General features: G+C 67.4%; 22 protein-coding genes. 12 read left to right on the plus strand and 10 right to left on the minus strand.

Features of this window, described 5'->3' with window-relative positions:
- From ccoP to ccoN, 4 genes are read right to left on the minus strand one after another with little or no spacing between them, the layout of a single operon-like run.
- Complete coding sequence (gene ccoP, locus RSO01_RS11205; RefSeq protein ID WP_147149173.1) at window positions 1-861, minus strand: cytochrome-c oxidase, cbb3-type subunit III; 861 nt, start codon at window positions 859-861, stop codon at window positions 1-3.
- 4 nt (window positions 862-865) lie between these two features.
- The gene (locus RSO01_RS11210) at window positions 866-1,018 is read right to left on the minus strand and encodes a cbb3-type cytochrome oxidase subunit 3 (RefSeq protein WP_147149174.1); all 153 of its coding nucleotides are present in this window, start codon (window positions 1,016-1,018) and stop codon (window positions 866-868) included.
- A gap of 9 nt (window positions 1,019-1,027) precedes the next feature.
- Window positions 1,028-1,753 carry a cytochrome-c oxidase, cbb3-type subunit II gene (ccoO, locus tag RSO01_RS11215; protein ID WP_147149175.1) on the minus strand — a complete coding sequence of 242 codons (726 nt, stop codon included), beginning with the start codon at window positions 1,751-1,753 and terminating at the stop codon, window positions 1,028-1,030.
- Window positions 1,754-1,763: 10 nt separating this feature from the next.
- Window positions 1,764-3,224 (minus strand): cytochrome-c oxidase, cbb3-type subunit I, encoded by a 1,461-nt coding sequence (gene ccoN / locus RSO01_RS11220; protein ID WP_147149176.1) that lies wholly within the window; start codon window positions 3,222-3,224, stop codon window positions 1,764-1,766.
- 121 nt (window positions 3,225-3,345) lie between these two features.
- Between ccoN and RSO01_RS11225 the strand changes: the two genes are divergently transcribed.
- The gene (locus tag RSO01_RS11225; protein WP_147149177.1) at window positions 3,346-4,137 is read left to right on the plus strand and encodes a DUF2189 domain-containing protein; all 792 of its coding nucleotides are present in this window, start codon (window positions 3,346-3,348) and stop codon (window positions 4,135-4,137) included.
- A 9-nt stretch (window positions 4,138-4,146) separates the two neighbouring features.
- On the opposite strand, the gene RSO01_RS11230 is transcribed toward RSO01_RS11225, so the two are convergent.
- Window positions 4,147-4,878, minus strand: coding sequence for a sulfite exporter TauE/SafE family protein (locus RSO01_RS11230; RefSeq protein ID WP_147149178.1), 732 nt, complete (start codon window positions 4,876-4,878; stop codon window positions 4,147-4,149).
- Window positions 4,879-4,984: 106 nt separating this feature from the next.
- Here RSO01_RS11230 and RSO01_RS11235 point away from each other — a divergent pair, with 106 nt between their 5' ends.
- Genes RSO01_RS11235 through RSO01_RS11245 form a run of 3 tightly spaced genes read left to right on the plus strand, consistent with a single transcriptional unit; the run spans window position 4,985 to window position 7,405 of the window.
- A complete protein-coding gene (locus RSO01_RS11235) occupies window positions 4,985-5,821 on the plus strand; it encodes a universal stress protein (RefSeq protein WP_147149179.1) in 837 nt (278 codons plus the stop codon).
- Between the two features lie 8 nt (window positions 5,822-5,829).
- On the plus strand, window positions 5,830-7,173 hold the full coding sequence (gene hemN, locus RSO01_RS11240) for an oxygen-independent coproporphyrinogen III oxidase (RefSeq protein ID WP_147149180.1): 1,344 nt from the start codon (window positions 5,830-5,832) through the stop codon (window positions 7,171-7,173).
- Window positions 7,174-7,189: 16 nt separating this feature from the next.
- Window positions 7,190-7,405 (plus strand): hypothetical protein, encoded by a 216-nt coding sequence (locus RSO01_RS11245; protein ID WP_147149181.1) that lies wholly within the window; start codon window positions 7,190-7,192, stop codon window positions 7,403-7,405.
- 14 nt (window positions 7,406-7,419) lie between these two features.
- Here the strand turns inward: RSO01_RS11245 and RSO01_RS11250 are convergent, their stop codons facing one another.
- Window positions 7,420-8,214: a CBS domain-containing protein gene (locus RSO01_RS11250; protein ID WP_147149182.1), complete on the minus strand. Its 795-nt coding sequence runs from the start codon at window positions 8,212-8,214 to the stop codon at window positions 7,420-7,422.
- A 27-nt stretch (window positions 8,215-8,241) separates the two neighbouring features.
- Between RSO01_RS11250 and RSO01_RS11255 the strand changes: the two genes are divergently transcribed.
- The 5 genes from RSO01_RS11255 to RSO01_RS11275 all read left to right on the plus strand — a co-directional run bounded on the left by RSO01_RS11255 (window position 8,242) and on the right by RSO01_RS11275 (window position 11,939).
- Window positions 8,242-9,774 (plus strand): PAS domain-containing sensor histidine kinase, encoded by a 1,533-nt coding sequence (locus tag RSO01_RS11255; RefSeq protein ID WP_147149183.1) that lies wholly within the window; start codon window positions 8,242-8,244, stop codon window positions 9,772-9,774.
- On the plus strand, window positions 9,764-10,375 hold the full coding sequence (gene fixJ, locus RSO01_RS11260; RefSeq protein WP_147149184.1) for a response regulator FixJ: 612 nt from the start codon (window positions 9,764-9,766) through the stop codon (window positions 10,373-10,375). The genes RSO01_RS11255 and fixJ overlap by 11 nt, the downstream gene beginning before the upstream one ends.
- Window positions 10,376-10,440: 65 nt before the next feature.
- The gene (locus RSO01_RS11265) at window positions 10,441-10,833 is read left to right on the plus strand and encodes a response regulator transcription factor (RefSeq protein ID WP_147149220.1); all 393 of its coding nucleotides are present in this window, start codon (window positions 10,441-10,443) and stop codon (window positions 10,831-10,833) included.
- 86 nt (window positions 10,834-10,919) lie between these two features.
- Entirely contained in the window at window positions 10,920-11,591 is a 672-nt protein-coding gene (locus RSO01_RS11270; protein WP_147149185.1) for a helix-turn-helix domain-containing protein, read from the plus strand.
- Window positions 11,592-11,618: 27 nt separating this feature from the next.
- Window positions 11,619-11,939 carry a hypothetical protein gene (locus tag RSO01_RS11275; protein WP_147149186.1) on the plus strand — a complete coding sequence of 107 codons (321 nt, stop codon included), beginning with the start codon at window positions 11,619-11,621 and terminating at the stop codon, window positions 11,937-11,939.
- A gap of 7 nt (window positions 11,940-11,946) precedes the next feature.
- On the opposite strand, the gene RSO01_RS11280 is transcribed toward RSO01_RS11275, so the two are convergent.
- Both RSO01_RS11280 and RSO01_RS11285 read right to left on the minus strand, forming a co-directional pair.
- A complete protein-coding gene (locus tag RSO01_RS11280; protein WP_147149187.1) occupies window positions 11,947-12,345 on the minus strand; it encodes a translational machinery protein in 399 nt (132 codons plus the stop codon).
- A 94-nt stretch (window positions 12,346-12,439) separates the two neighbouring features.
- Window positions 12,440-12,919 (minus strand): flavin reductase family protein, encoded by a 480-nt coding sequence (locus tag RSO01_RS11285; protein ID WP_147149188.1) that lies wholly within the window; start codon window positions 12,917-12,919, stop codon window positions 12,440-12,442.
- Window positions 12,920-13,041: 122 nt separating this feature from the next.
- On the opposite strand from RSO01_RS11285, the gene RSO01_RS11290 reads away from it, so the two are divergent.
- Window positions 13,042-13,779 carry a glutathione S-transferase family protein gene (locus tag RSO01_RS11290; protein ID WP_147149189.1) on the plus strand — a complete coding sequence of 246 codons (738 nt, stop codon included), beginning with the start codon at window positions 13,042-13,044 and terminating at the stop codon, window positions 13,777-13,779.
- 110 nt (window positions 13,780-13,889) lie between these two features.
- Here the strand turns inward: RSO01_RS11290 and RSO01_RS11295 are convergent, their stop codons facing one another.
- Together RSO01_RS11295 and RSO01_RS11300 are read right to left on the minus strand one after the other, a co-directional pair.
- Window positions 13,890-15,512, minus strand: a complete 1,623-nt coding sequence (locus RSO01_RS11295; protein WP_147149190.1) for an inorganic phosphate transporter — start codon at window positions 15,510-15,512, stop codon at window positions 13,890-13,892.
- A 75-nt stretch (window positions 15,513-15,587) separates the two neighbouring features.
- A complete protein-coding gene (locus tag RSO01_RS11300) occupies window positions 15,588-15,869 on the minus strand; it encodes a hypothetical protein (protein WP_147149191.1) in 282 nt (93 codons plus the stop codon).
- Window positions 15,870-15,958: 89 nt separating this feature from the next.
- Between RSO01_RS11300 and RSO01_RS11305 the strand changes: the two genes are divergently transcribed.
- Together RSO01_RS11305 and RSO01_RS11310 are read left to right on the plus strand one after the other, a co-directional pair.
- Window positions 15,959-16,453 carry a hypothetical protein gene (locus RSO01_RS11305; RefSeq protein WP_147149192.1) on the plus strand — a complete coding sequence of 165 codons (495 nt, stop codon included), beginning with the start codon at window positions 15,959-15,961 and terminating at the stop codon, window positions 16,451-16,453.
- Window positions 16,454-16,515: 62 nt separating this feature from the next.
- Window positions 16,516-20,841, plus strand: a complete 4,326-nt coding sequence (locus RSO01_RS11310; RefSeq protein WP_147149193.1) for a DEAD/DEAH box helicase — start codon at window positions 16,516-16,518, stop codon at window positions 20,839-20,841.
- The last annotated feature ends 62 nt before the right edge of the window (window positions 20,842-20,903 follow it).

Here is a 20,903-nt window from a genome sequence, read left to right on the forward strand (position 1 = left end):
TCAGCGACCGCCGCCCAGCGAGTGGACGTAGATTGCCAGCATCTTGAGGGTGGCCTCGTCGAGCCGCCCGCTCCAGGCCGGCATGCTGCCGTTGCGGGCGTAGAAGATCGAACGGTAGATCGAGTTGCGGTCGCCGCCGTACAGCCAGATGCCGTCGGTCAGGTTGGGCGCGCCCAGCTCCTGGTTGCCCTTGCCGTCGGGCTGGTGGCAGGCGGCGCACTGCTCCTGCCAGATCTTGGCACCCTCCGCCGTGGCCTGGCCGCGGCCCGAGAGGCTCATCACATAGTCGGTCACGGCGGCGACCTGCGTACCGGTCAGCAGGCCGTCGACGCCGAACTTCGGCATCATCGACTGGCGCGACTGGTCGTCTGCGTTGCGGATGCCGTGTTGGATGGTGGCGTAGAGCTGGTCGATCTTGCCACCCCACAGCCAGTCGTCATCGACCAGGTTGGGGAAGCCGGTGTTGCCGGCGCCGCCCGCACCATGGCACTGCATGCAGTTGGTCTGGAAAGCCGAACGGCCACCGGCCATGGCGAAGGCAAGGAGTGATGGATCCTTGCGGATTTCTTGGAGCGATGCCGAGCGAATGCGCTCGACGAGGGCGCCGCGGTCCTTGGCTTGTGCATCGAGCTGGCGCACGAGGTCGGCCCGGTTGGTCTGGCCGAGCAGGCCCTGTGTATGGCTGTTGATCCACGGCCACGACGGATAGAGCACGCAGTAGACGATGGCGAACACGATGGTGGCGTAGAAGGTGTAGACCCACCAGGTCGGCAGCGGCGTGTTGAGCTCCTTCACGCCGTCCCACTCGTGGCCGGTCGTATCCTGGCCGGAGAGGGCGTCCTTCTCGATCTTGGTCGGCATGGCGTCAGTTCTCGTCGTTGAGCGGGATGTTGGCGTCCTGCTCGAAGCGGCGGCGATTGGCCGGCCGCCAAGCCCAGCGCGCGATGCCGGCGAAGATCAGAACCGCCCAGATGGTCCAGGCCGATGCAAGGATCTGGTGAAGGGCTTCGAGAGCCATGCTCGTCTCCTATTGCCGCAGCCGCTCGGGTGGCAGGTCGCCGAAACTCACCAGCGTGCCCAGCATCTGCAGGTAGGCCACCAGCGCATCCATCTCGGTGAGGCCCTCGGCCTGGCCGTTGGCCTTGCCGACCACCGCGCGCGGGTAGCGCTTCAGCAGGGCCGTCGGATCGGCGTCCGGATCGGCCTGGGCCAGAAGATCGGCGCGGGCATTGGCGATCATCTCGTCGCTGTAGGGCGTGCCCGCTGCGCGCATCGCCTTCAGGTGCTGCGCGATGTCGGCGTACTCGAGCTTGCGTTCGGCGAGGGCCGGATAGGCCGGCATGATGCTCTCCGGCACCACTGCGCGCGGCGAGACGAGGTGGGCGACATGCCAGTCGTTGGAGTAGCGGCCCCCGACGCGCGCCAAGTCGGGGCCGGTGCGCTTGGAGCCCCACTGGAACGGCTTGTCGTACATGCTCTCGGCGGCGAGGCTGTAGTGGCCGTAGCGCTCGACCTCGTCCTTGAAGGGGCGGATCTGCTGGCTGTGGCAGGTGTAGCAGCCTTCGCGGACGTAGATGTTGCGACCCAGCAGCTCGAGCGGCGTGTAGGGCCGCATGCCGTCGACGCGCTCGATCGTGGTCTCGATGGTAAACAGCGGGATGATCTGCACCAGACCGCCGATCGAGACGGTGATCAGGGTCAGCACCACCATCAGGATGACGTTCTTCTCGATCGTCTCGTGACGCATGAACATCGATCGCCTCCTAAGCCGCGATGGCCCGGGGCGCCGCGACGGCGGAGGCCGAGACCTCGCCGCGTATGGTGCGCCACATGTTGTAGGCCATGATCAGGCCGCCGCTCAGGAAGAACAGGCCTCCCAGCAGGCGGATCATGTAGAAGGGCTGCATCGCCGCCACCGTCTCGACGAACGAGTACTGCAGGAAGCCCAGCTCGTCGTAGGCGCGCCACATCAGCCCCTGCATGATGCCGCTCACCCACATCGCGGTGATGTAGAGGACGATGCCGAGCGTGGCGATCCAGTAGTGCCAGCTGATCAGCCGCACCGACCACATGGCCGGCCGGTTCCACATCTTCGGTGTCAGATAGTAGAGCGTGCCGAACACGATGAAGGCGACCCAACCCAGCGCGCCGGAATGGACGTGCCCGATCGTCCAGTCGGTGTAGTGGCTGAGCGAGTTCACCGCCTTGATCGACATGACCGGCCCCTCGAAGGTGGCCATGCCGTAGAAGCCCACCGCGGTCACCGAGAAGCGCAGGCCGGGATCGGTGCGCAGCTTGTCCCACGCGCCGCTCAAGGTCATGAGGCCGTTGATCATGCCGCCCCAGCTCGGCATCCACAGCATGACCGAGAACACCATGCCGAGCGTCTGCGCCCAGTCCGGCAGCGACGTGTAATGCAGATGGTGCGGGCCGGCCCAGATGTAGAGGAACACCAGGGACCAGAAGTGGATGATCGACAGCCGGTACGAGTAGATCGGCCGGTTCGCCGCCTTGGGGATGTAGTAGTACATCATCCCGAGGAAGGCCGCGGTCAGGAAGAAGCCGACGGCGTTGTGGCCGTACCACCACTGGATCATCGCATCCTGCACGCCCGACCAGGCGCCGTAGCTCTTGCTGCCGGTGATCGACACCGGCACCGCGAGGTTGTTGACGATGTGCAGCATCGCGATGGTGATGATGAAGGCGAGGTAGAACCAGTTGGCGACGTAGATGTGCGGCTCCTCGCGCTTCAGCACGGTGCCGAGATAGGCCACGAGATAGGCGACCCACACGATCGTCAGCCACAGGTCGATGAACCATTCGGGCTCGGCGTACTCCTTGCTCTGGGTGATGCCGAGCAGGTAGCTGGCCGCCGCCGTGACGATGAAGAACTGGTAACCCAGCAGCACGAACCAGCCGAGCGGCGCGCCGCCGAACAGGCGGGCGCGGCAGGTCCGTTGCACGACGTGGAACGCCGTGCCGATCAGCGCCGTGCCGCCGAAGGCAAAGATCGCCGCCGACGTGTGCAGCGGGCGCAGGCGACCGAACGTCAGGTACTGGCTGTCGAAGGAGAGCTGCGGCCACACGAGCTGGGCTGCGATCACGACGCCGGCGAGGAAGGCCACGACGCCCCAGAACATGGTGAGCACCACGGCGGCGCGGATGACGTCTTCGACGTATCGCGGTCCGCGATGGTCGGCGCGCGCGACGGCTAGGCTGGACATCTTCTCTCCCACGGCTGTGTCGCGATGAGGTCTACGAGGCGTGCCCCCGCGCCTCCTTGATCTGGGTCAAGGACCGCGGCCACGCGAGGCGGTGGATTCGCAGGCAACAGGAGGAAACTGCATGAGCGACACGATTGCCGTGTTCCCTGCGCAACCGCGCATCCGCCAGGTCGCCGTCGACCGCGCCTGGTCGTGGCTCGGCGCCGGTTGGCGTGATCTCTGGATGGCGCCTCTGCACAGCCTCGCCTTCGGCGCCGCCGCTGTCATCGCGGGCTGGCTGGTCATCGCGCTGCTGCTGTGGCGCGATCTGCCGTATCTCGTGCTGCCGATCAGTGCCGGGTTCTTCTTCGTCGGTCCGTTCATGGCGGTCGGCCTCTACGAGATCAGCCGCCGACTCGAGAACGGGCTGCTGGTCGACGCCGAATCGACCTTCCTCGCCTGGCGGCGCAACCCCGACCAGATCGCCCTGATGGGCACCGTGCTGTTGCTGCTGCATCTCGCCTGGATGCGCGCGGCCCAGCTGCTGTTTGCCTTGTTCGACTGGCGCACCGTGCCGTCGTGGGGCCATTTCCTCGATCTCGCCTGGTATTCGGCGCGCAACCTGCCGTTCCTCGCGATCGGCGTAACAATCGGTGCAAGCCTGGCGGCGCTCGCCTTCGCCATCGGCGCCTTCTCGATGCCCTATCTGCTCGATCGTCGCGATGCCAACCTGTTCGAGGCGATCGCCACATCGGTCGCTGCGGTGCGTCTCAACCTGCGGCCGATGCTGCTGTGGGCCGGCCTGATCGTCGTGCTGGTGGCGCTGGCCATGGTGCCGGGCCTGCTCGGCCTGGTCATCGTTCTGCCGGTGGTGGCGCATGCGAGCTGGCACGCCTATCGAGACATCGTGCGTTTCCCGCCGGGCGACGCCTGACGCCGATCGTCAGAGGCGTTGGCTTGCCAGCCCCAGCATCATCAGGCCGTTGACGACCAGCAGCGGCGTCGCAACCCAGTGCGCGATGCCGCGCAGCCGGCGACGCAGCAACAGGCCGAGCCAGCCCACGCCAATCAGCGCCGGCATGGTGCCGAGCCCGAATGCCAACATCGCGATCGCGCCATCGCGGGCGCCGCCCGTTCCCGCCGCGGCGGCCAGCGCGCCATAGAGCAAACCGCAGGGCAGCAAGCCCAGCACCAGGCCGAGGGCATAGCGGCCGGCCGAATGGCGTGAAGCGCTGAGCGGCAAGGCAAAGCGCGTGACGAGACGTGAAAGAGGAGAGGCGGCACCCAGCGCCAGGCCGAGCGCTTGCAGGATCATCAGCAGCGCGCCGAGCACCAGCAACCCGGCCGACAGCCAGGCGAAACCGGTAGTCGCGGCAAACAGCGCGGTCGCCGCACCGGCAACCGCCCCGAGCGCGCTGTAGGTCGTGAGGCGGCCGAGGTGATAGGGCAGAAGCGCGGCGCCGGCGAGGCGTTGCCATTCACCGTATTTGCCCCGTGCGTGCTCGCTGTCGGCGACGACCTGCCCCAGCACGAAGGGACCGCACATGCCGACGCAGTGCACCAGGCTGCCGGCGAGGCCGGCCAGCAGCAGGGCCAGCGGCAGGCCAGGCGACAACGACGCCAGCACATGCAGCTTCTCGCCGCAGAGCGCGGTGAAGTAGGCGATCACCTCCATCGTTGATACCTACCGCCGCGTCTGTGGGCCGTTCTTGACCTGGGTCAAGGCCGCAGGATACGGGCCGCGACATTGTCCGGTCCATCGCGCCAAATCGGGGACCGACATGACCTACAAGACCATTCTCGTGCATTGCAGCGCCCAGCCAAAGGTCGAGCAGAGGCTGGCCGTCGCGGTCGACCTGGCGCAGCGACACGGTGCCCTACTCGTCGGCGTGCACGTCCAGGAGCCGTTCATGACGCCCGCGATGTTCGACGGCACGGCCGCCCTGGACGATCTGTTTGCGGCCTACGAACAGAGGGCGCAGGCTGACGTGACGGCTGCGAAGGCGGCCTTCTTCAAGGCCGTGAAGGGCACGCACCTTTCGACGGAATGGCGATCGGAAAGCGGCTATGCCGCCACCCAGCTCGGCATCCACGCCCGCTATGCTGATCTGGTCGTGCTGGGGCAGGCCGATCCCGACGGTGATGACGACGCGCCGACCGATCTTCCGGAAACTCTTGCCCTGTCGACCGGACGGCCGGCGCTCGTCGTGCCGCACATCGGTGCCAGGTCGCCGGTCGGCAAGACGGTCATGCTGTGCTGGAACGCCAGCCGCGAAAGCGCGCGGGCGGCATCGGACGCCCTGCCGCTGCTGCGCGGCGCCGACAAGGTGATCGTCCTGTCGGTCGATCCGAAACCCTCCGCCGGTGGCCATGGCGCCGAGCCGGGTGCCGATGTCGCGACCTGGCTGGCTCGTCACGGCGTGAAGGTCACGGTGCAGCGCGACGTTGCTGCCGATTCCGATGTCGGCGGCATCATCCTGTCGCGTGCGGCCGATCACGACGTGGACCTGATCGTCATGGGCCTCTACGGCCATTCGCGCCTGCGCGAGATGGTGCTGGGTGGCGCCAGCCGCACGCTGCTCGCCAGCATGACCGTCCCCATCTTCGTGGCGCACTGAGTCCGGCCATGGATGCCCGCACTGTCGCGGCCTACGACAGGCCGGTGCCGCGCTACACCAGCTATCCAACTGCCGCCCAGTTCGGACCGTCGGTCGGGCCGGCCGAGGATGCGGCGTGGCTGGCCGGGCTTGGATCGCGCGCGGCCACGTTCTATCTGCACGTGCCGTTCTGCCGGCGGCTCTGCTTCTACTGTGCCTGCCACACCGTCGCGATGAACCGGCAGGATACGCTGGAGGACTACGCCAGCGCCCTGAAGGCCGAGCTCGAGATCGTCGCACGGGCCGCACCGGACGTCGTGGTCGGCTCGGTGCAATGGGGCGGCGGCACGCCATCCCAACTCGGCGCGGAGCGGCTGGTGTCCGTTGGTCGCCGGCTGTCGGCGTTGTTCGACGTCCGCTGTGGCCGCGAGATGTCCATGGAGGCCGATCCGCGCTTCTGTGACGAGGCGCTGGCCGATGCCATGGCGGCGCTCGGCGTCACGCGCGTCAGTCTCGGCGTGCAGGATTTCGACGTTGCCGTGCAGCAGGCCATCAATCGCCTGCAATCACCGGAAGACACGGCGGCCGCCCTGCAGAGGCTGCGGCGCGCCGGCATTCGCCATTTCAACATCGATCTCGTCTATGGCCTGCCGCTGCAGACGCTGGAAACCCTGTCGAGCACCCTCGACGCGGCGATCGCGCTTGGGCCCGATCGCTTTGCCGTGTTCGGCTATGCCCATGTTCCGTGGATGAAGCCGCGCCAGAAGCTGATCGATGGCGCCACGCTGCCCAACGCGATGGCGCGGGCGGCGATGGCCGATCTGGTCGAGCGGCGGTTGCTCGCGGCGGGCTATGTGAAGGTGGGGCTCGATCATTACGCCCGGCCGGGCGACCGCCTGGCGCGCGCGGCAGCGGAACGCAGGCTGCGCCGCAATTTCCAGGGCTATGTCGCGGATGAGCAGCCCTGGGTCGTCGGCATCGGCGCTTCGGCGATCTCCTGCCTGCCGCAGGGCTACACCCAGAACGCGGCCGAGGCGGGACCCTACGCGCGGGCCGTCGCACAGGGCGTCCGGCCGACCGTCCGCGGCATCGCCTGGTCGGAGGCAGACCGCCTGCGCGGCGACATCATCAACGAACTGATGTGCCACTTCGAAGTTGACCTGGCCGATGTCTGCCATCGCCACGGCGCCACGCTGAAGCCACTGCTGTCCGATGTGGCGGGGCTGCCGGCGCTGATCGACGACGGCTTGGCGGCGCTCGACGGCACGCGGCTCAGCATCACCGAGCGGGGACGGCCACTGGTGCGTTCGGTCTGCGCCGCCTTCGACCGCCATTACACCGGCGGCGAGGGCCGCCATGCACGCGGAATCTAGTGGGAGGAGAAGGGATATGAGCACGTATCAGCTTGTCGCCCGGCACGTCGAGGCCGCGCTGACCGAAGCGGCCGAGCGCAAGATCGACGAGGATGTCGTTGCCCGATGCCTGCTGTCGGAGGCCATTCGCCTCTTCAAGCTCGGTCGCGCCAACGACGATATCGCGGCCGAGCTGACGGCGGCGGCGGAGAACCTCGACGACGACAGCCCGCTGGTCTTCATGCGGCCGTGACGAGGGGTGACGCGCTAGAGTCCGTCGTTGATCTCGCGCGGCATGACAACGACATTGTTCACCACGCGCCGTACACCGGACACGCACTCGACGGCGATGCGCACCGCCTCTTTGGCCGGTGCGGAATTGACATGGCCCCACAGGCTGACCGTGCCGCTGTCGACGACGATGTTGGTGATGTCGGCCGCCCATGAATGGCGGGCGAGTTCCTTGTAGACCTTGTCCCTGATCCGGTCGTCGCCAAGCGGTGCGTCCGCCGGAAACGGTTCGCGCGCCAACAGGCCTTGCAGGAGATTGGCGCGGCTAACGATGCCGACCACCTTGCCGTCTCGCATGACCGGCAGGCGCTTGAGGCCATGCCGCTGCATCAGCAGCGCGACATCATGCAGCGGGGTACGTTCCTCCGCCGTCACCACCTTGCGGGTCATGACATCGGCAACATGATGAGAATGTGACCGTACATAGTCGCGCGCCAGCCGGGCATCGCTGGTAAGCAGGCGCTGCAGCCAGGTCCTGGTCGGCACCGTCCCGGTTTCCGGCCGGTTCATGAGGTCGGCCTCGCTCACGATGCCGACCATCCGCCCGTCGGCATCGATGACGGGGGCGGCGCTGATGCGCGAGCCGAGCAGGATGTCGGCTGCGGCATACACCGTCGCATCGGCCGGCACGGTCACGACCGATCGTGTCATTACCTGCGAAGCGTGCATGATTCTCTCTCCCAGGCGAAGGTCTCCCGGCTTGCTTCCTTCCATATGCCGGGCAGCGGCGCTTTGCTGCAGATCAAGCCAGCGGCGTCCATCGCTGCGCATGCTAGATTGAAGGTGAGAAGTGGCACGATGAACCAATCCCCAGCCAGCTCGTCGGATTCTTTCGACATCGCCCGTTCGGTCTCGCTGTCATCCGAGCCGGAGTTGGCGTTTGCACCGGACCTCACCGTGGTCGCATGCAATGCCGCTTATGGCTCGAAGCTCGGCGTGCCGTGCGGGGCGATGATCGGCCGGCCGGTGCGCGAGGCCTTTGCCGATGGCCCTGCGCTCGAGCGCCTGATTGAGTCGCTGCAAACCGTCCGGCAGTCGCGCCGGCCGCACTGGGTCGCGGCGCCTGCACCGAGACCCGTGGGAGCGGCGGGAACGGCGGCAGACTTCGCCATGGTCAACATGCCCGTACTGGGCGCCGACGGTACGGTGCAATGGATCCTGCACAGTCTCGAGGCCGTGCCGGCATCGACTGATCGTGCCGCGCTGGAGGCGGCCGAGGCGCGGCTGCGTTCGATCCTGCAGACCGTGCCGGATGCCATGATCATCATCGACGAGCGTGGCCGCATCGAATCGCTCAGCACCACGGCCGAGCGCCTGTTCGGCTACTCGATGGCCGAGGTCGCCGGCAGGAACATCAGCCAGCTCATGCCGTCGCCGGACCGCGAGCAGCACGATTCGTATCTCAAGCGTTACCTGTCGACCGGCGAGCGGCGGATCATCGGCATCGGCCGCATCGTCGTCGGCCGGCGCAAGGACGGCACCACCTTCCCCATGCATCTGACGGTGGGTGAGCTGAGATCGGCCGAACGCCATTACTTCACGGGCTTCATCCGCGATCTCACTGCCCAGCAGCTCACCGAGGCGAGGGTCAATGAGCTGCAGTCGGAGGTGACGCACATGTCGCGCTACACGGCGCTGGGCGAGATGGCCTCGACCTTGGCACACGAGATCAACCAGCCGCTTACGGCGATCAGCAACTACCTCAGGGGCTGTCAGCGGCTGCTCGACCGTCTCGAAGCCGAGCCCACGCCGATGCTGCGCGAGGCACTGGGCAAGGCCGCCGACCAGGCGTTGCGCGCCGGCCACATCATTCGTCGGCTGCGCGAGTTCGTGGCGCGTGGCGAGGGCGACCGCCGTATCGAGGATCTGCCGAAGCTGATCGAGGATGCAAGCACTCTGGCCCTTGTCGGCGTCCGTGAGGCGGGGATCGCCGTGTCTTATCGCCTCGATCCCAAAGCACAACTCGTGCTTGCCGACCGCATCCAGATCCAGCAGGTCCTGGTGAACCTGATCCGCAATGCCATGGAGATCATGATCGAGACCGCGAACGATCGGCGGCTGGAGATCGCGACCGTCGCCATCCCCGGCGACCTCGTCGAGGTGAGCGTCGCCGACACCGGCGCGGGCCTGGCGCCCGAGGTGGCGCAGAACCTGTTCCGGCCGTTCGTCACGACCAAGCGGCACGGCATGGGCCTGGGCTTGTCGATTTGCCGGACCATCGTCGAGGCGCACGGCGGCAAGATCTGGGTTGAGAACCGCTCGGGAGGCGGCACGACTTTCCGCTTCACCCTGCGCGCTGCCGCGATCGAGGAGGCGGAACATGTCGGCTGAAGTGGTTCACGTCATCGATGACGATGCCGATGTGCGCCAGTCCATGGCGTTCCTGCTGACGGCCGCGGGCTTCACCGTGCGCCTGCACGAGTCTGCCGTCGCCTTCCTGGCGGTGCTGGCCGAAGCGAGGGGTGGCTGCGTCATCACCGACATCCGCATGCCGCAGATGAACGGCCTGGAACTGCAGCGTCGCCTGGATGAGCTGAAAGCCGGCCTGCCGGTGATCGTCATGACCGGTCACGGCGACGTGCCGCTGGCGGTCGAGGCGATGAAGGCGGGCGCCGTCGATTTCATCGAAAAGCCGTTCGACGACGAGGTCCTTCTGTCCGCCGTCCGGGCGGCCCTGGCGCGCCGCGCGCGTGAGAGCGCCCGCGACGCCCGCACCCTCGAAATCCAGGGTCGGATCAAGCGGCTATCGGAGCGTGAGCGCGAGGTGCTGGACCGGCTGGTCGCCGGCAAAGCCAACAAGGTGATCGCCTTCGAGCTCGGCATCAGTCCGCGCACCGTCGAGATCTACCGCGCCAACGTCATGACCAAGATGCAGGCCGATAGCCTCTCCGAACTGGTCCGCATGGCGCTGATCGAGGATCGCGCGCCCTGACCCGTGCTGCGACCGATTTGCGCTAGATCAACGCGGGCGAAGGGTTGGGCGGCCAGATTGGGCTGATGTCGCCTGTGCCAGAAATCGTATTGGTCGTCGATGACGACGCCGCCGTTCGGGCGGCGCTGAAGTTCGCCCTCGAGGTCGAGGGGTTCCGTGTCCGTCTCTATGACAGCCCCGAGGCGGTACTGGATGATTTCGAACTCCCCGAGCGCGGCTGCCTCGTCGTCGATTACCGCATGCCTCGTATGGACGGCATCGAACTGATCGAGCGCCTGCGCGAGCGACAGGTGGCGCTGCCGGCCATCCTGATCAGCGCCCGAGTCAACACGCAGCTTCGTCGTCTGGCCGAGCGCATCGGATTGGCGGGCGTGCTCGAGAAACCGCTGTCGGACGCCGCTCTGGTCGACAGCATCCGCAGCGCCCTGGCGCCCCAGCCTGATCGGCCGCCTACGTAGAATCCCTTAGGTGAAGACCTGAATAGCGACCTCCCCGACAGAAGGGCTACTCCGGAGCTGCCGGACGCTTTTTGAGGGAGACCACGATGCAAGGCCACACCGCCACCGCCACCGCAACCCGGACTGCGAAATTCCCCGCGACGATCGGCCTGCGCAGCCCGATGGCGGCCGGCATGCAGATGGTGCTGACCAGGGGCGAGGAGCTGTTCGCCGAAGGCGACGAGGCCGAGTATTTCTACAAGGTCGTGTCGGGCGCAATTCGCTCTTACAAGCTCCTGAGCGACGGCCGCCGTCAGATCGACGCCTTCCATCTGCGGGGCGACATTTTCGGGCTGGAAGCCGGCAGTGAGCATCGCTTCTCCGCCGAAGCCGTCGGCGACGTTCAGGTCATTGCCTATCGCCGCAGCCGGCTCAGCGCCATCATCGAGCAGGACGCGGTCTTTCGCGACCGCATCATGACGGCGACCCTGCGCAACCTGCAGCGCGCCCAGGACCACATGCTGCTGCTTGGCCGCAAGACGGCGCAGGAGAAGCTGGCGACGTTCCTGCTCGACATGGCGGAGCGCCTGTCCGGCGACGACGAGCATTTCGACCTGCCGATGCAGCGGTCGGATATCGCCGACCATCTCGGCCTCACCATCGAGACGGTGTCGCGCACGCTCACCCAATTCACGCGCAGCGGCCTGATCCGGCTGCCGCCGGCCGGCCGTTCGATCAGCCTGTGCAACCGGATGGCCCTGAAGAGACTTGATGCCTGAGCCTTGCGGCCAGCAGTGGAGGGTACCATGAGCGAAGCGACAGATCCGGCCGTCACGGCATGGATGCAGGCGATCGATGGTTACCAGGCCTGTCTACAGGCCTGCATCGGCTGGCAGCAGGAACTGGCGCGGTTCACCGACCTCAGGTTGGCCGGCAATCGCCGCACCTGGGGAGCGCTGATGTCCTCGCGCGACGTGGCGGACGCGCTGAAGATCCAGCAGGACTGGGCGGCGCAGGCCGCGAACGACTACACCGAAGAGGCCACGCGGCTTGCCCGGCTCGTCACCAGCCTCTCGCTGACCGGTACAACGCCGGACGTGCAACAGGCAGCCACGCTGGTCGCCTGACCGAAGGTCAGGCCGGCGAATTGGGCAACATGCGGTCGATTGCCTTGAACGCACGGCGGGCATGATCGAGCAGCTCGCCGTCGGTCGGATGGTCCATGGTCTCGGTGCCGACCAGGCTGCGGCGCAGTTCGGCCCTGTGCGTATCGAGGTGTTTCAAGAACTCGAGCTTGGCGGTCGACGGCCCCACCAGCAGCCACTCCGTCGCGCCGTGAAGCGCCTCGACGACATGGTCGAAGAAGCCGGCATCGAGGTCCATGTGGCCTGCGCCGATGACGCCTGCCTTGTGATGGACCTGGCGAAACTGATTGTGCGCCTGGAAGTGCGCCTTCTCCACGTCGGATGCATTGAAGCGAAAGATACGGGCTTCCTTGGAATCCATCCAGACGATGGCGTGACTGTGCGGCATGCGTGCCCCTCGAAAGTAGTCGCCGGAGAAGGTCTATGCTTTGCTACCGGCCTGCGTTGATGCAGGTCAAGCGACGAAGTGTGGCGGACTGCGCCTACATATAGCCGCCGCGGAAGCTGATCAGCGGTTCCTTCATCGAGGCGCTGTAGGCCACGACACGCCCCAGGGCGATGACGGTGCCGTGGCGCTCGATCAGCTCGTCGAGCTGGCAGTCGATCACACCGACGGAGTCGATCAGCGTCGGCGCGCCGGTCTTGAGCTCGCCCCAGGCGCCGGGCAGGAAGCGGTCGGCGCCCTTGAGCGAGCCCTGGCCGCCGAATTCCTTGACCAGGGCGTCGGCGCCCTTGGGTACGTAGTTGATGGCGAAATGGTTGGACTGCCGCACGGCGCCCAGCGCTGACGTCGTGAGGCCGATCGACACCATCATCATGGGCGGGCTGGCCGCCAGATGCGTGGCCGACAGCGCCAGGAAACCGGCCGGCCCGTCGGCGCCCTTGGCGGTCACGATGGCCACGCCGATGGCGCGGCAGCCGATCGCCTTCCAGAAGGTCTTTGCGTCGATCTCGGTATCCATCGAATGCTCCTGTGCTGTCGCCGCAGCTTAAGCGAAAAGAGTGCCGAACTGCGGTACGCGAATGTCGCGCCAGCTTCCCGGAAAAGGCTACAGTCGTCCGCAACAATCGGGGAGGCCAAGATTTGGCATCGCTTACGCTCTTTCACGGTTGGAGATCGTCGGCATCGCGCCGCGTGCGCCTGTGCCTGGCGGAGAAGGGCCTCGCATTCGAGAGCAAGGTGGTCGATCTGGTGAAGGGCGAGCACCATTCGCCGGAATTCCTCAAGCTCAATCCCAACGGCGTCATTCCTCTCCTGATCCTGCAGGATGGCCGCGTGCTCTACGAAAGCGGCACGATCTGCGAATATGTCGACGAGACTTGGCCCGATCCTCCGCTCCGCCCGGCCAATGCCTATGGGCGGGCCGAAATGCGCAACTGGATCCGCCATGTCGACGGGCTGATCGGCAACCTAATCATCTTCAACTGGGCGCACGGCATGGCGCAGGTCGCCCAGAAATGGACCGACGCCGAGCTCGCCGAGCGGCTCGCCCGCGTGCCGAGCAAGGAGCGCCGCGAGGCCTGGCTGCGCACGGCGCGCAAACCCTACACCGAAGAGGAGCGGGCCGAGGCGCGCGACAAGCTCAAGACCGCGCTGCTCGACCGCATGGAGGCGGCGATCGGCCCGAGCGGCTGGCTGGTCGGCGACCGCTATTCGCTGGCCGACATCGGCGCCGTGCCCTTCGTCAAGCGCATCGACGAGGAGATCGCGCCCGACGAGATGACCCGGGCGCGCCATCCCAAGGTGGCGGCCTGGTGGGCCGCCATCCAGGCGCGGCCCGCCTTTGCCACTGCGCGCATAGAGGCCTTCACGGGCGCCTGACCATCTTCTAGGGGCGGACACCACTCATGTTCCTCTCCCCCGCTAGGGCCCGCTAGGGGGAGAGGAGCATGAACGATGTGTTCAGGTGAAAGAAACGAGCCGACGCGACCTCAGAAGATGTTCAGGAACAGCATGTAGAGCGAGGCTGACAGTGTGATGGCGGCGGGGAGCGTCAGCACCCAGGCCATCAGGAGGTTGCGTATGGTCGCCATCTGCAGACCCGAGCCGTTGGCCGCCATGGTGCCGGCGACGCCCGATGACAGCACGTGCGTGGTCGAGACCGGCAGGCCGAACATGTCGGCCGCGCCGATCGTGCCTGCAGCCACCAGCTCGGCCGAGGCGCCCTGCGCGTAGGTGAGATGGCTCTTGCCGATCTTCTCTCCCACCGTCACGACGATGCGCTTCCAGCCGATCATGGTGCCGAGCCCGAGCGCGATCGCCACCGCGACCTTGACCCAGGTCGGGATGAAGCGCGTCGCGGCGTCGAGCTCCTTCTTGTAGGTGTTGAGGATCGCCACCTCCTCCTTGGAGAGCGAATTCTCCTTGTCCTTCATCAGGAAGCGCAGTGCCTCGGAGGCGAGGTACATGTCGTTTCGCGTGTTGGCGACCGCGGTCGCCGGGATCTTGGCGATCGAGCCGTACTCGCTCACCTGGGCCGAGATCTCCTTCACCAGCGCGGCGAGCGACACGAAGGTGCCCTCGTTGATCTTGCGCTGTGAGACGAAGGCCGTGACGGCAGGTCGCGGATTGCCGAGCACGCTGTAGCCCGCCGCCTGCTTCTCGATCACCGCCGCGGCGGCGGCCGAGGCTGCCTGGAAGCTCGGCACCTGCTGCGGCGCCGGCGCGCGGTTCAGCGCATAGGCCGTCGGCACCGTGCCGATCAGGATCAGCATGATCAGGCCCATGCCCTTCTGGCCGTCGTTGGAGCCGTGCGCGAAGCTCACGCCCGTGCAGGTGAGGATGAGGATGCCGCGGATCCACCACGGCGGCGGCTGCTGACCCTTGGGCTCGGCATAGAGCGCGGGGTTGCGCACCAGGTACTTCAGCGCCAGCAAGAGCGCGCCAGCCGCCACGAAGCCGAACAACGGCGACAGCAGCAGCGCGTAGCCGATCTCGGTCGCCTTGCTCCAGTCGACGCCCGAGGTGCCATCCATGCCGCGGGCCAGTGCATTGGCGATGCCGACGCCGATGATCGAGCCGATCAGCGTGTGCGAACTGGAGGCGGGCAGGCCGAGCCACCAGGTGCCGAGGTTCCAGATGATCGCCGCGATCAGCAGCGCGAAGACCATGGCGAAGCCCGCGCTGCTGCCGACCTGCAGGATCAGCTCGACCGGCAACAGCGAGACGATGCCGAAGGCCACCGCGCCGGTCGAGGTCAGCACGCCCAGGAAGTTGAACACGCCGGACCACACGACCGCCATCTCGGCCGGCAAGGAGTGGGTGTAGATCACCGTGGCGACAGCGTTGGCGGTGTCGTGGAAGCCGTTGACGAACTCGAAGCCCAGCGCGATCAGGAGTGCGATCAGCAGCATGGCGTAGGGCAGGAAGGTCGTGATCTGCCCGCCCGATTCCTGAACGTCGGAATAGACGTTGTAGATGACGTAGAGGAAGCCGGCCGCCAGCACGCCGAAGAAGATGATGGCGGTGAGCGGATTGAACCCCTTGTCGAGGTTGGGCCGCGCGCTCGGCCGTGCCGGTTCGATGGGTGGTGCCTGCAGAGCGGTGTCGGTCATCGATCGTCCCCTAGGATGCGACTGACACTGACTTTCGCGCGGCTTGTTTACCGTGCGATGACGGCGTTATGGCAGCTAGACCAGCGTCCTCCGCCAAGCCCTGGCATCGGGGTCCGCCAGGCGGTGGTTGAAGTAGATGACGGACGGCCCGCCGCTCAGCCGCACATGCAGCGCCTGGATGCGTTCCCAGGTCTGGTCGGCCAGCGTGTAGAGCGCTTCCAGCCTGCGGACCGTGGCGGCGTCTGTCGGCCGGGCGCGAAGCTCGTCTTCCGCGCTGTCGGCTGCACTGCTCATGCGCTCGAGCTCCCGCTCGAGGAAGTAGATCCGCGCCGCAATCAGCGACTCGCTGCGATTCATTGCCTGCCCCCGCAGCGATTTCCTAGGGCGTCGGCGGCTGTCGGACAAGCTGCTTGCCGCCCTCGGCAATGGTAGGCTGTGGACGGCTCATGACGTCCGCGGTTCTTCCCGTATCCTGGCGACCCTCGCTGGCGGCCCTGCTGCCGGCCAATCCGGCAACCTACGACGGCCCGCGTCTCGCGACCTGGTTGGCGATGGCCTATCTGGTCTTCATCACCGTGCGCAGCATGATCCACCTGTTTTTGCCCGACGGCGGTGCGCAATCGATCGCCACCATCGACGTCCATGTCGCCGGCGGCTCCAACATCGTGGCGATGTTCGGTCAGTGGGGCGCCATCCAGCTCCTGCTGGCGGGATTGCTGTGGGTGCTGCTGCTGCGCTGGCGCGGGCTGACGCCGCTGGTGCTGCTGGTGTTCGCCATAGAACCCTGCCTGCGCAGCCTGTCGGCCCATCTGAAGCCCGTCACGGCGATGGGCACGCCGCCGGGCGCGGCGCTCAATTGGTGGGTTTTCCCGGTGCTCGTCCTGCTGCTGTTGATGTCGCTGTGTCCAGCCAAAGAGGAATTCGCACGTCACAGGCAATGAGTCCTCCTCTCGCCCAGTCGGTTGATTCAGAGCATGCGCAGCCCATATTGCGTGGGACCCCAATGTCTGCCGCATCGCTCTTCCATCCCGCCGTCGCTGCGTGGTTCGAGGCGAGCTTCGCTGCCGCCACGGTGGCGCAGGCTGATGCCTGGCCGTCGATCAAGGCTGGCCGCCATACGCTGATTGCCGCGCCGACCGGATCCGGCAAGACGCTGGCTGCCTTCATGGCGGCGATCGACGATCTGGTGCGCCAGGGCGTCGATGGCGGCCTCGGCGACGAGACGCAGATCGTCTATGTGTCGCCGCTCAAGGCGCTATCCAACGACATTCAGCGCAACCTCGAGGCGCCGCTCGCCGGCATCCGCGCCGAGCTCGCGCGACGCGGCCTGCCCGATGTCGACATCCGCGCCTGGGTCCGCACCGGCGACACGACCTCCGGAGAGCGCCAGCGCATGGGCCGCAAGCCGCCGCACATCGTCGTCACCACACCAGAATCCCTCTATGTGCTCCTGGGTTCGGAGTCCGGCCGCAAGATGCTGGTAACTACCCGGACGGTGATCGTCGATGAGATCCACGCAATTGCGCCAAACAAGCGCGGCAGCCATCTCGCCTTGTCGCTCGAGCGGCTGTCGGCGCTCAGCGGCGATCGCCTGCTGCGCATCGGCCTGTCGGCCACCCAGAATCCGATCGAGGCGGTGGCGCGCTTCCTTACCGGCGGTGCCGACTGCGCCATCGTCGACTCCGGTCATCGCCGCCACCGCGACCTCGCGCTCGAACTACCCGAGTCGCCACTCGAAGCCGTCATGTCGATGGACGTATGGGAGCAGGTCTATCGCCGACTGGCGACGCTGGTCGGTGAGCATCGCACGACGCTGATCTTCGTCAATACGCGCCGCATGGCCGAACGCGCCACCCGGCGGCTGTCAGAGCTTCTCGGCGAGACGAACGTCGCGGCTCATCATGGCAGCCTCGCCAAGGAGCAGCGGCTCGACGCCGAGCAGCGTCTGAAGACGGGCAAGTTGCGCGCACTGGTCGCCACCGCCTCGCTCGAGCTCGGCATCGATATCGGCGACGTCGATCTGGTCTGCCAGCTCGGTTCGCCGCGCTCGATCGCAAGCTTCCTGCAGCGCGTCGGCCGCTCGGGCCATGCCGTGGATGGCACGCCCAAGGGCCGGCTGTTCCCCCTGTCGCGCGACGAGCTGGTCGAATGCACGGCGCTGCTCGACAGCGTTCGCCGCGGCGAGCTCGATCGCCTCGCAATGCCCAATCAACCGCTCGACGTGCTGGCGCAGCAAATCGTGGCCGACGTCGCCGCGCGCGACTGGAGCGAAGATGTCCTGTTCGAGCGGGTGCGCCGCGCCTGGCCTTATCGCGACCTGCCGCGTTCCGATTTCGACGCCATCGTCACCATGCTGGCAGAGGGCTTCCACACGCGCCGCGGCCGGCGCGGCGCGCTGATCCATCACGACGCTGTCAATGGCGAGCTGCGCGGCCGGCGTGGCGCGCGGCTGACGGCGCTGACGGCCGGCGGGACGATTCCCGACAATGCCGATTATCAGGTGCTGCTCGAGCCGGAAAACAACGTCGTCGGTTCAGTGAATGAGGACTTTGCCGTCGAGAGCCTGGCGGGCGACGTCTTCCAGCTCGGTAACCGCAGCTACCGCATCCAGCGCGTCGAGCGTGGCGTCGTGCGCGTGGAGGATGCCCACGGCCAGGCGCCCAACATTCCGTTCTGGCTGGGCGAAGCGCCCGGCCGCAGCGACGAGCTTTCGGTCTCGGTATCGCGCCTGCGTGCCGAGGTCGCGGCGCGTCTGACGGCCGATCCAACGGGCGCTGGCGTCCTGCAGTGGCTGACCGGAGAGCTCGGGCTCGACGTCGCGGCAGCGGAGCAGCTCGCCGACTATCTGCGCGCCGGCCACGCCGCGCTGGGCTGCTTGCCGACACGCGACACCGTCGTCCTCGAACGCTTCTTCGACGAGGCGGGCGGGGCGCAGCTCGTCGTCCACTCGCCCTACGGCAGCCGGCTCAACCGCGCCTGGGGACTGGCGCTGCGCAAGCGCTTCTGCGGCAAGTTCAATTTCGAGATCCAGGCCGCCGCCACCGAGGACAACATCGTCATCTCGCTTACCGAGGCGCACAGCTTCGCGCTCGACGACGTGCCGCGCTACCTGCACTCGGCCTCGGCGCGCGATGTGCTGACTCAGGCGGTGCTGGATTCGCCGATGTTCACCACGCGCTGGCGCTGGGTGAGCGGCGTGTCGCTTGCCTTGCCGCGCTTTCGCGGCGGCCGAAAGGTGCCGCCGCAGCTGGCACGCATGGGCGCCGAAGACCTGATCGGTTCGGTGTTTCCCGACCAGATCGCCTGCGCCGAGAATCTCGTCGGCGAGCGCGAGATCCCAGACCATCCATTGGTGCGCCAAGCGCTCGGCGACTGTCTTGGCGAAGCGATGGATACCGACGGCCTGGAGCGCCTGCTGAAAGGCATCGAAGCCGGCGCGATCCGGGTGGTGACGCGCGACCTGACGCAGCCGTCGCCCTTGGCGCTCGAAGTCCTGACCGCGCGCCCTTACGCCTACCTTGACGACGCGCCGCTGGAGGAGCGCCGTACCCAGGCGGTGATGGCGCGCCGCTGGCTGGCGCCCGAGCAGGCGTCGGAGCTGGGCCGCCTCGATGCCGAGGCGATCGAACGGGTGAGGGCAGAGGCCTGGCCCGACGCGGCGAATGCGGACGAGCTGCATGACGGCTTGGTGTGGCTGGGTTTTCTTACCGAGCACGAGGTGCAGGCGGGCGTGAACTGGCGCGATTGGCTCGATGAGCTCGCGGCCGCCAAGCGTGCGGCGCTGATCGACGTCGCCGACGCAAAGCTCTGGATTGCGGCCGAGCGCCTGCCGCACTTCCGCGCCCTTTGGCCGGGTCTTGCGACAGCGCCAGCCATCGCCGCGCCGTTCGCCTACGACAAGGAGTGGTCGCGTGACGAGGCGCTGGTCGAGATCCTGCGCGGCCGGCTCGAAGGCCTGGGTCCGGTCAGCCAAGCGGCTCTCGCCGCACCGCTCGGCCTGCAGGCCGAGGCGGTCGCCGGGACGCTGGTGGCGCTCGAGGCCGAAGGCTTCGCGCTGCGTGGCCGGTTCACGCCTGACGCACCGGTCGATGAATGGTGCGAACGGCGCCTGCTCGCGCGCATCCATCGCTACACGATCAAGCGCCTGCGTGCCGAGATCGAACCGGTCTCGGCCCGCGACTTCCTGCGCTTCCTGTTTCGCTGGCAACGCATCGCGCCCGACACCCAGGTCGAGGGTCCCGCGTCTCTCGACGCCGTCGTCGGCCAGCTCGAAGGCTTTGGCGCGCCGGCCGCCGCCTGGGAAAGCGACATCCTGCCGGCGCGGCTGAAGGACTATCGCCCGTCGTGGCTCGACGCCCGCTGCCTGGCGGGCCATGCCACCTGGCTGCGGCTCGGCGCGCGCGCCGCGACCGGGCGGCCAACGACGGTGCGCACCACGCCGGTCACCCTGTTGCCGCGCCGCCATGCCGCCCTGTGGCGGGCGATGGCGCTGCCGGCCGACGCAGCGGCGCGCCCCACCGCGCAAGCCCAGGCCGTGGTCGACTACATTGCGGCCAATGGCGCGTCCTTCTTCGACGAGCTGCTGCAGCATTGTGGCCTGCTGCGGTCGCAGCTCGAGGAGGCGCTGGCCGAACTGGTGGCGCTGGGCCTCCTCACCTCCGACAGCTTCGCCGGCCTGCGCGCGCTGCTGGTGCCGTTCTCCGAACGCAGGCCGGGCGGTACGCGCCGCCGCCGCGCCGCCGCTTCGGCGATGGAGGATTCCGGCCGGTGGTCGCTGGTGCGCCCTCCCACGGCCGCCAGCACGGTCGACGCCGCGGCTGTCGAGCATGTCGCCCGTGCGTTGCTGCGCCGCTATGGCGTGGTGTTCTGGCGCATGCTGGAGCGCGAGGCGTCGTGGCTGCCGCCGTGGCGTGAGCTGCTGCGCGTCTATCGCCGGCTCGAGGGCAGCGGCGAGATCCGCGGTGGCCGCTTCGTGGCGGGGTTCACCGGCGAGCAGTTCGCTTTGCCGGAGGCGATCGGCACCTTGCGCGACGTGCGCCGCCGCCCGCCGACCGGCGAATGGACCGCGGTGTCGGGCGCCGATCCGCTGAACCTCGCCGGCGTCCTGACGCCGGGCGCACGGCTCGCGGCGCTCGCCGGCAACCGCCTTCTCTATCGTGACGGCGTGCCGGTCGCGACCCTGTCGGGTGGCGAGATCAGCTTTGTCGAGCCGCTCGATGCCGCGACCGAATGGTTCGCCCGCAAGGCGCTGGTGCGCGGCACGGGACGCGGCGCGTCGTTGGCCGCAGATTTGGCGGCACTGGACGACGTCGCACCGGCCGGCTCCTGACGCGATCACCGTTTGTTGAGCGGGTGACGGTACTGCTGGCATCGAAACTCACAAATGCCTGA

This window comes from Reyranella soli, assembly GCF_007992495.1.
GTDB classification, from domain to species: domain Bacteria; phylum Pseudomonadota; class Alphaproteobacteria; order Reyranellales; family Reyranellaceae; genus Reyranella; species Reyranella soli.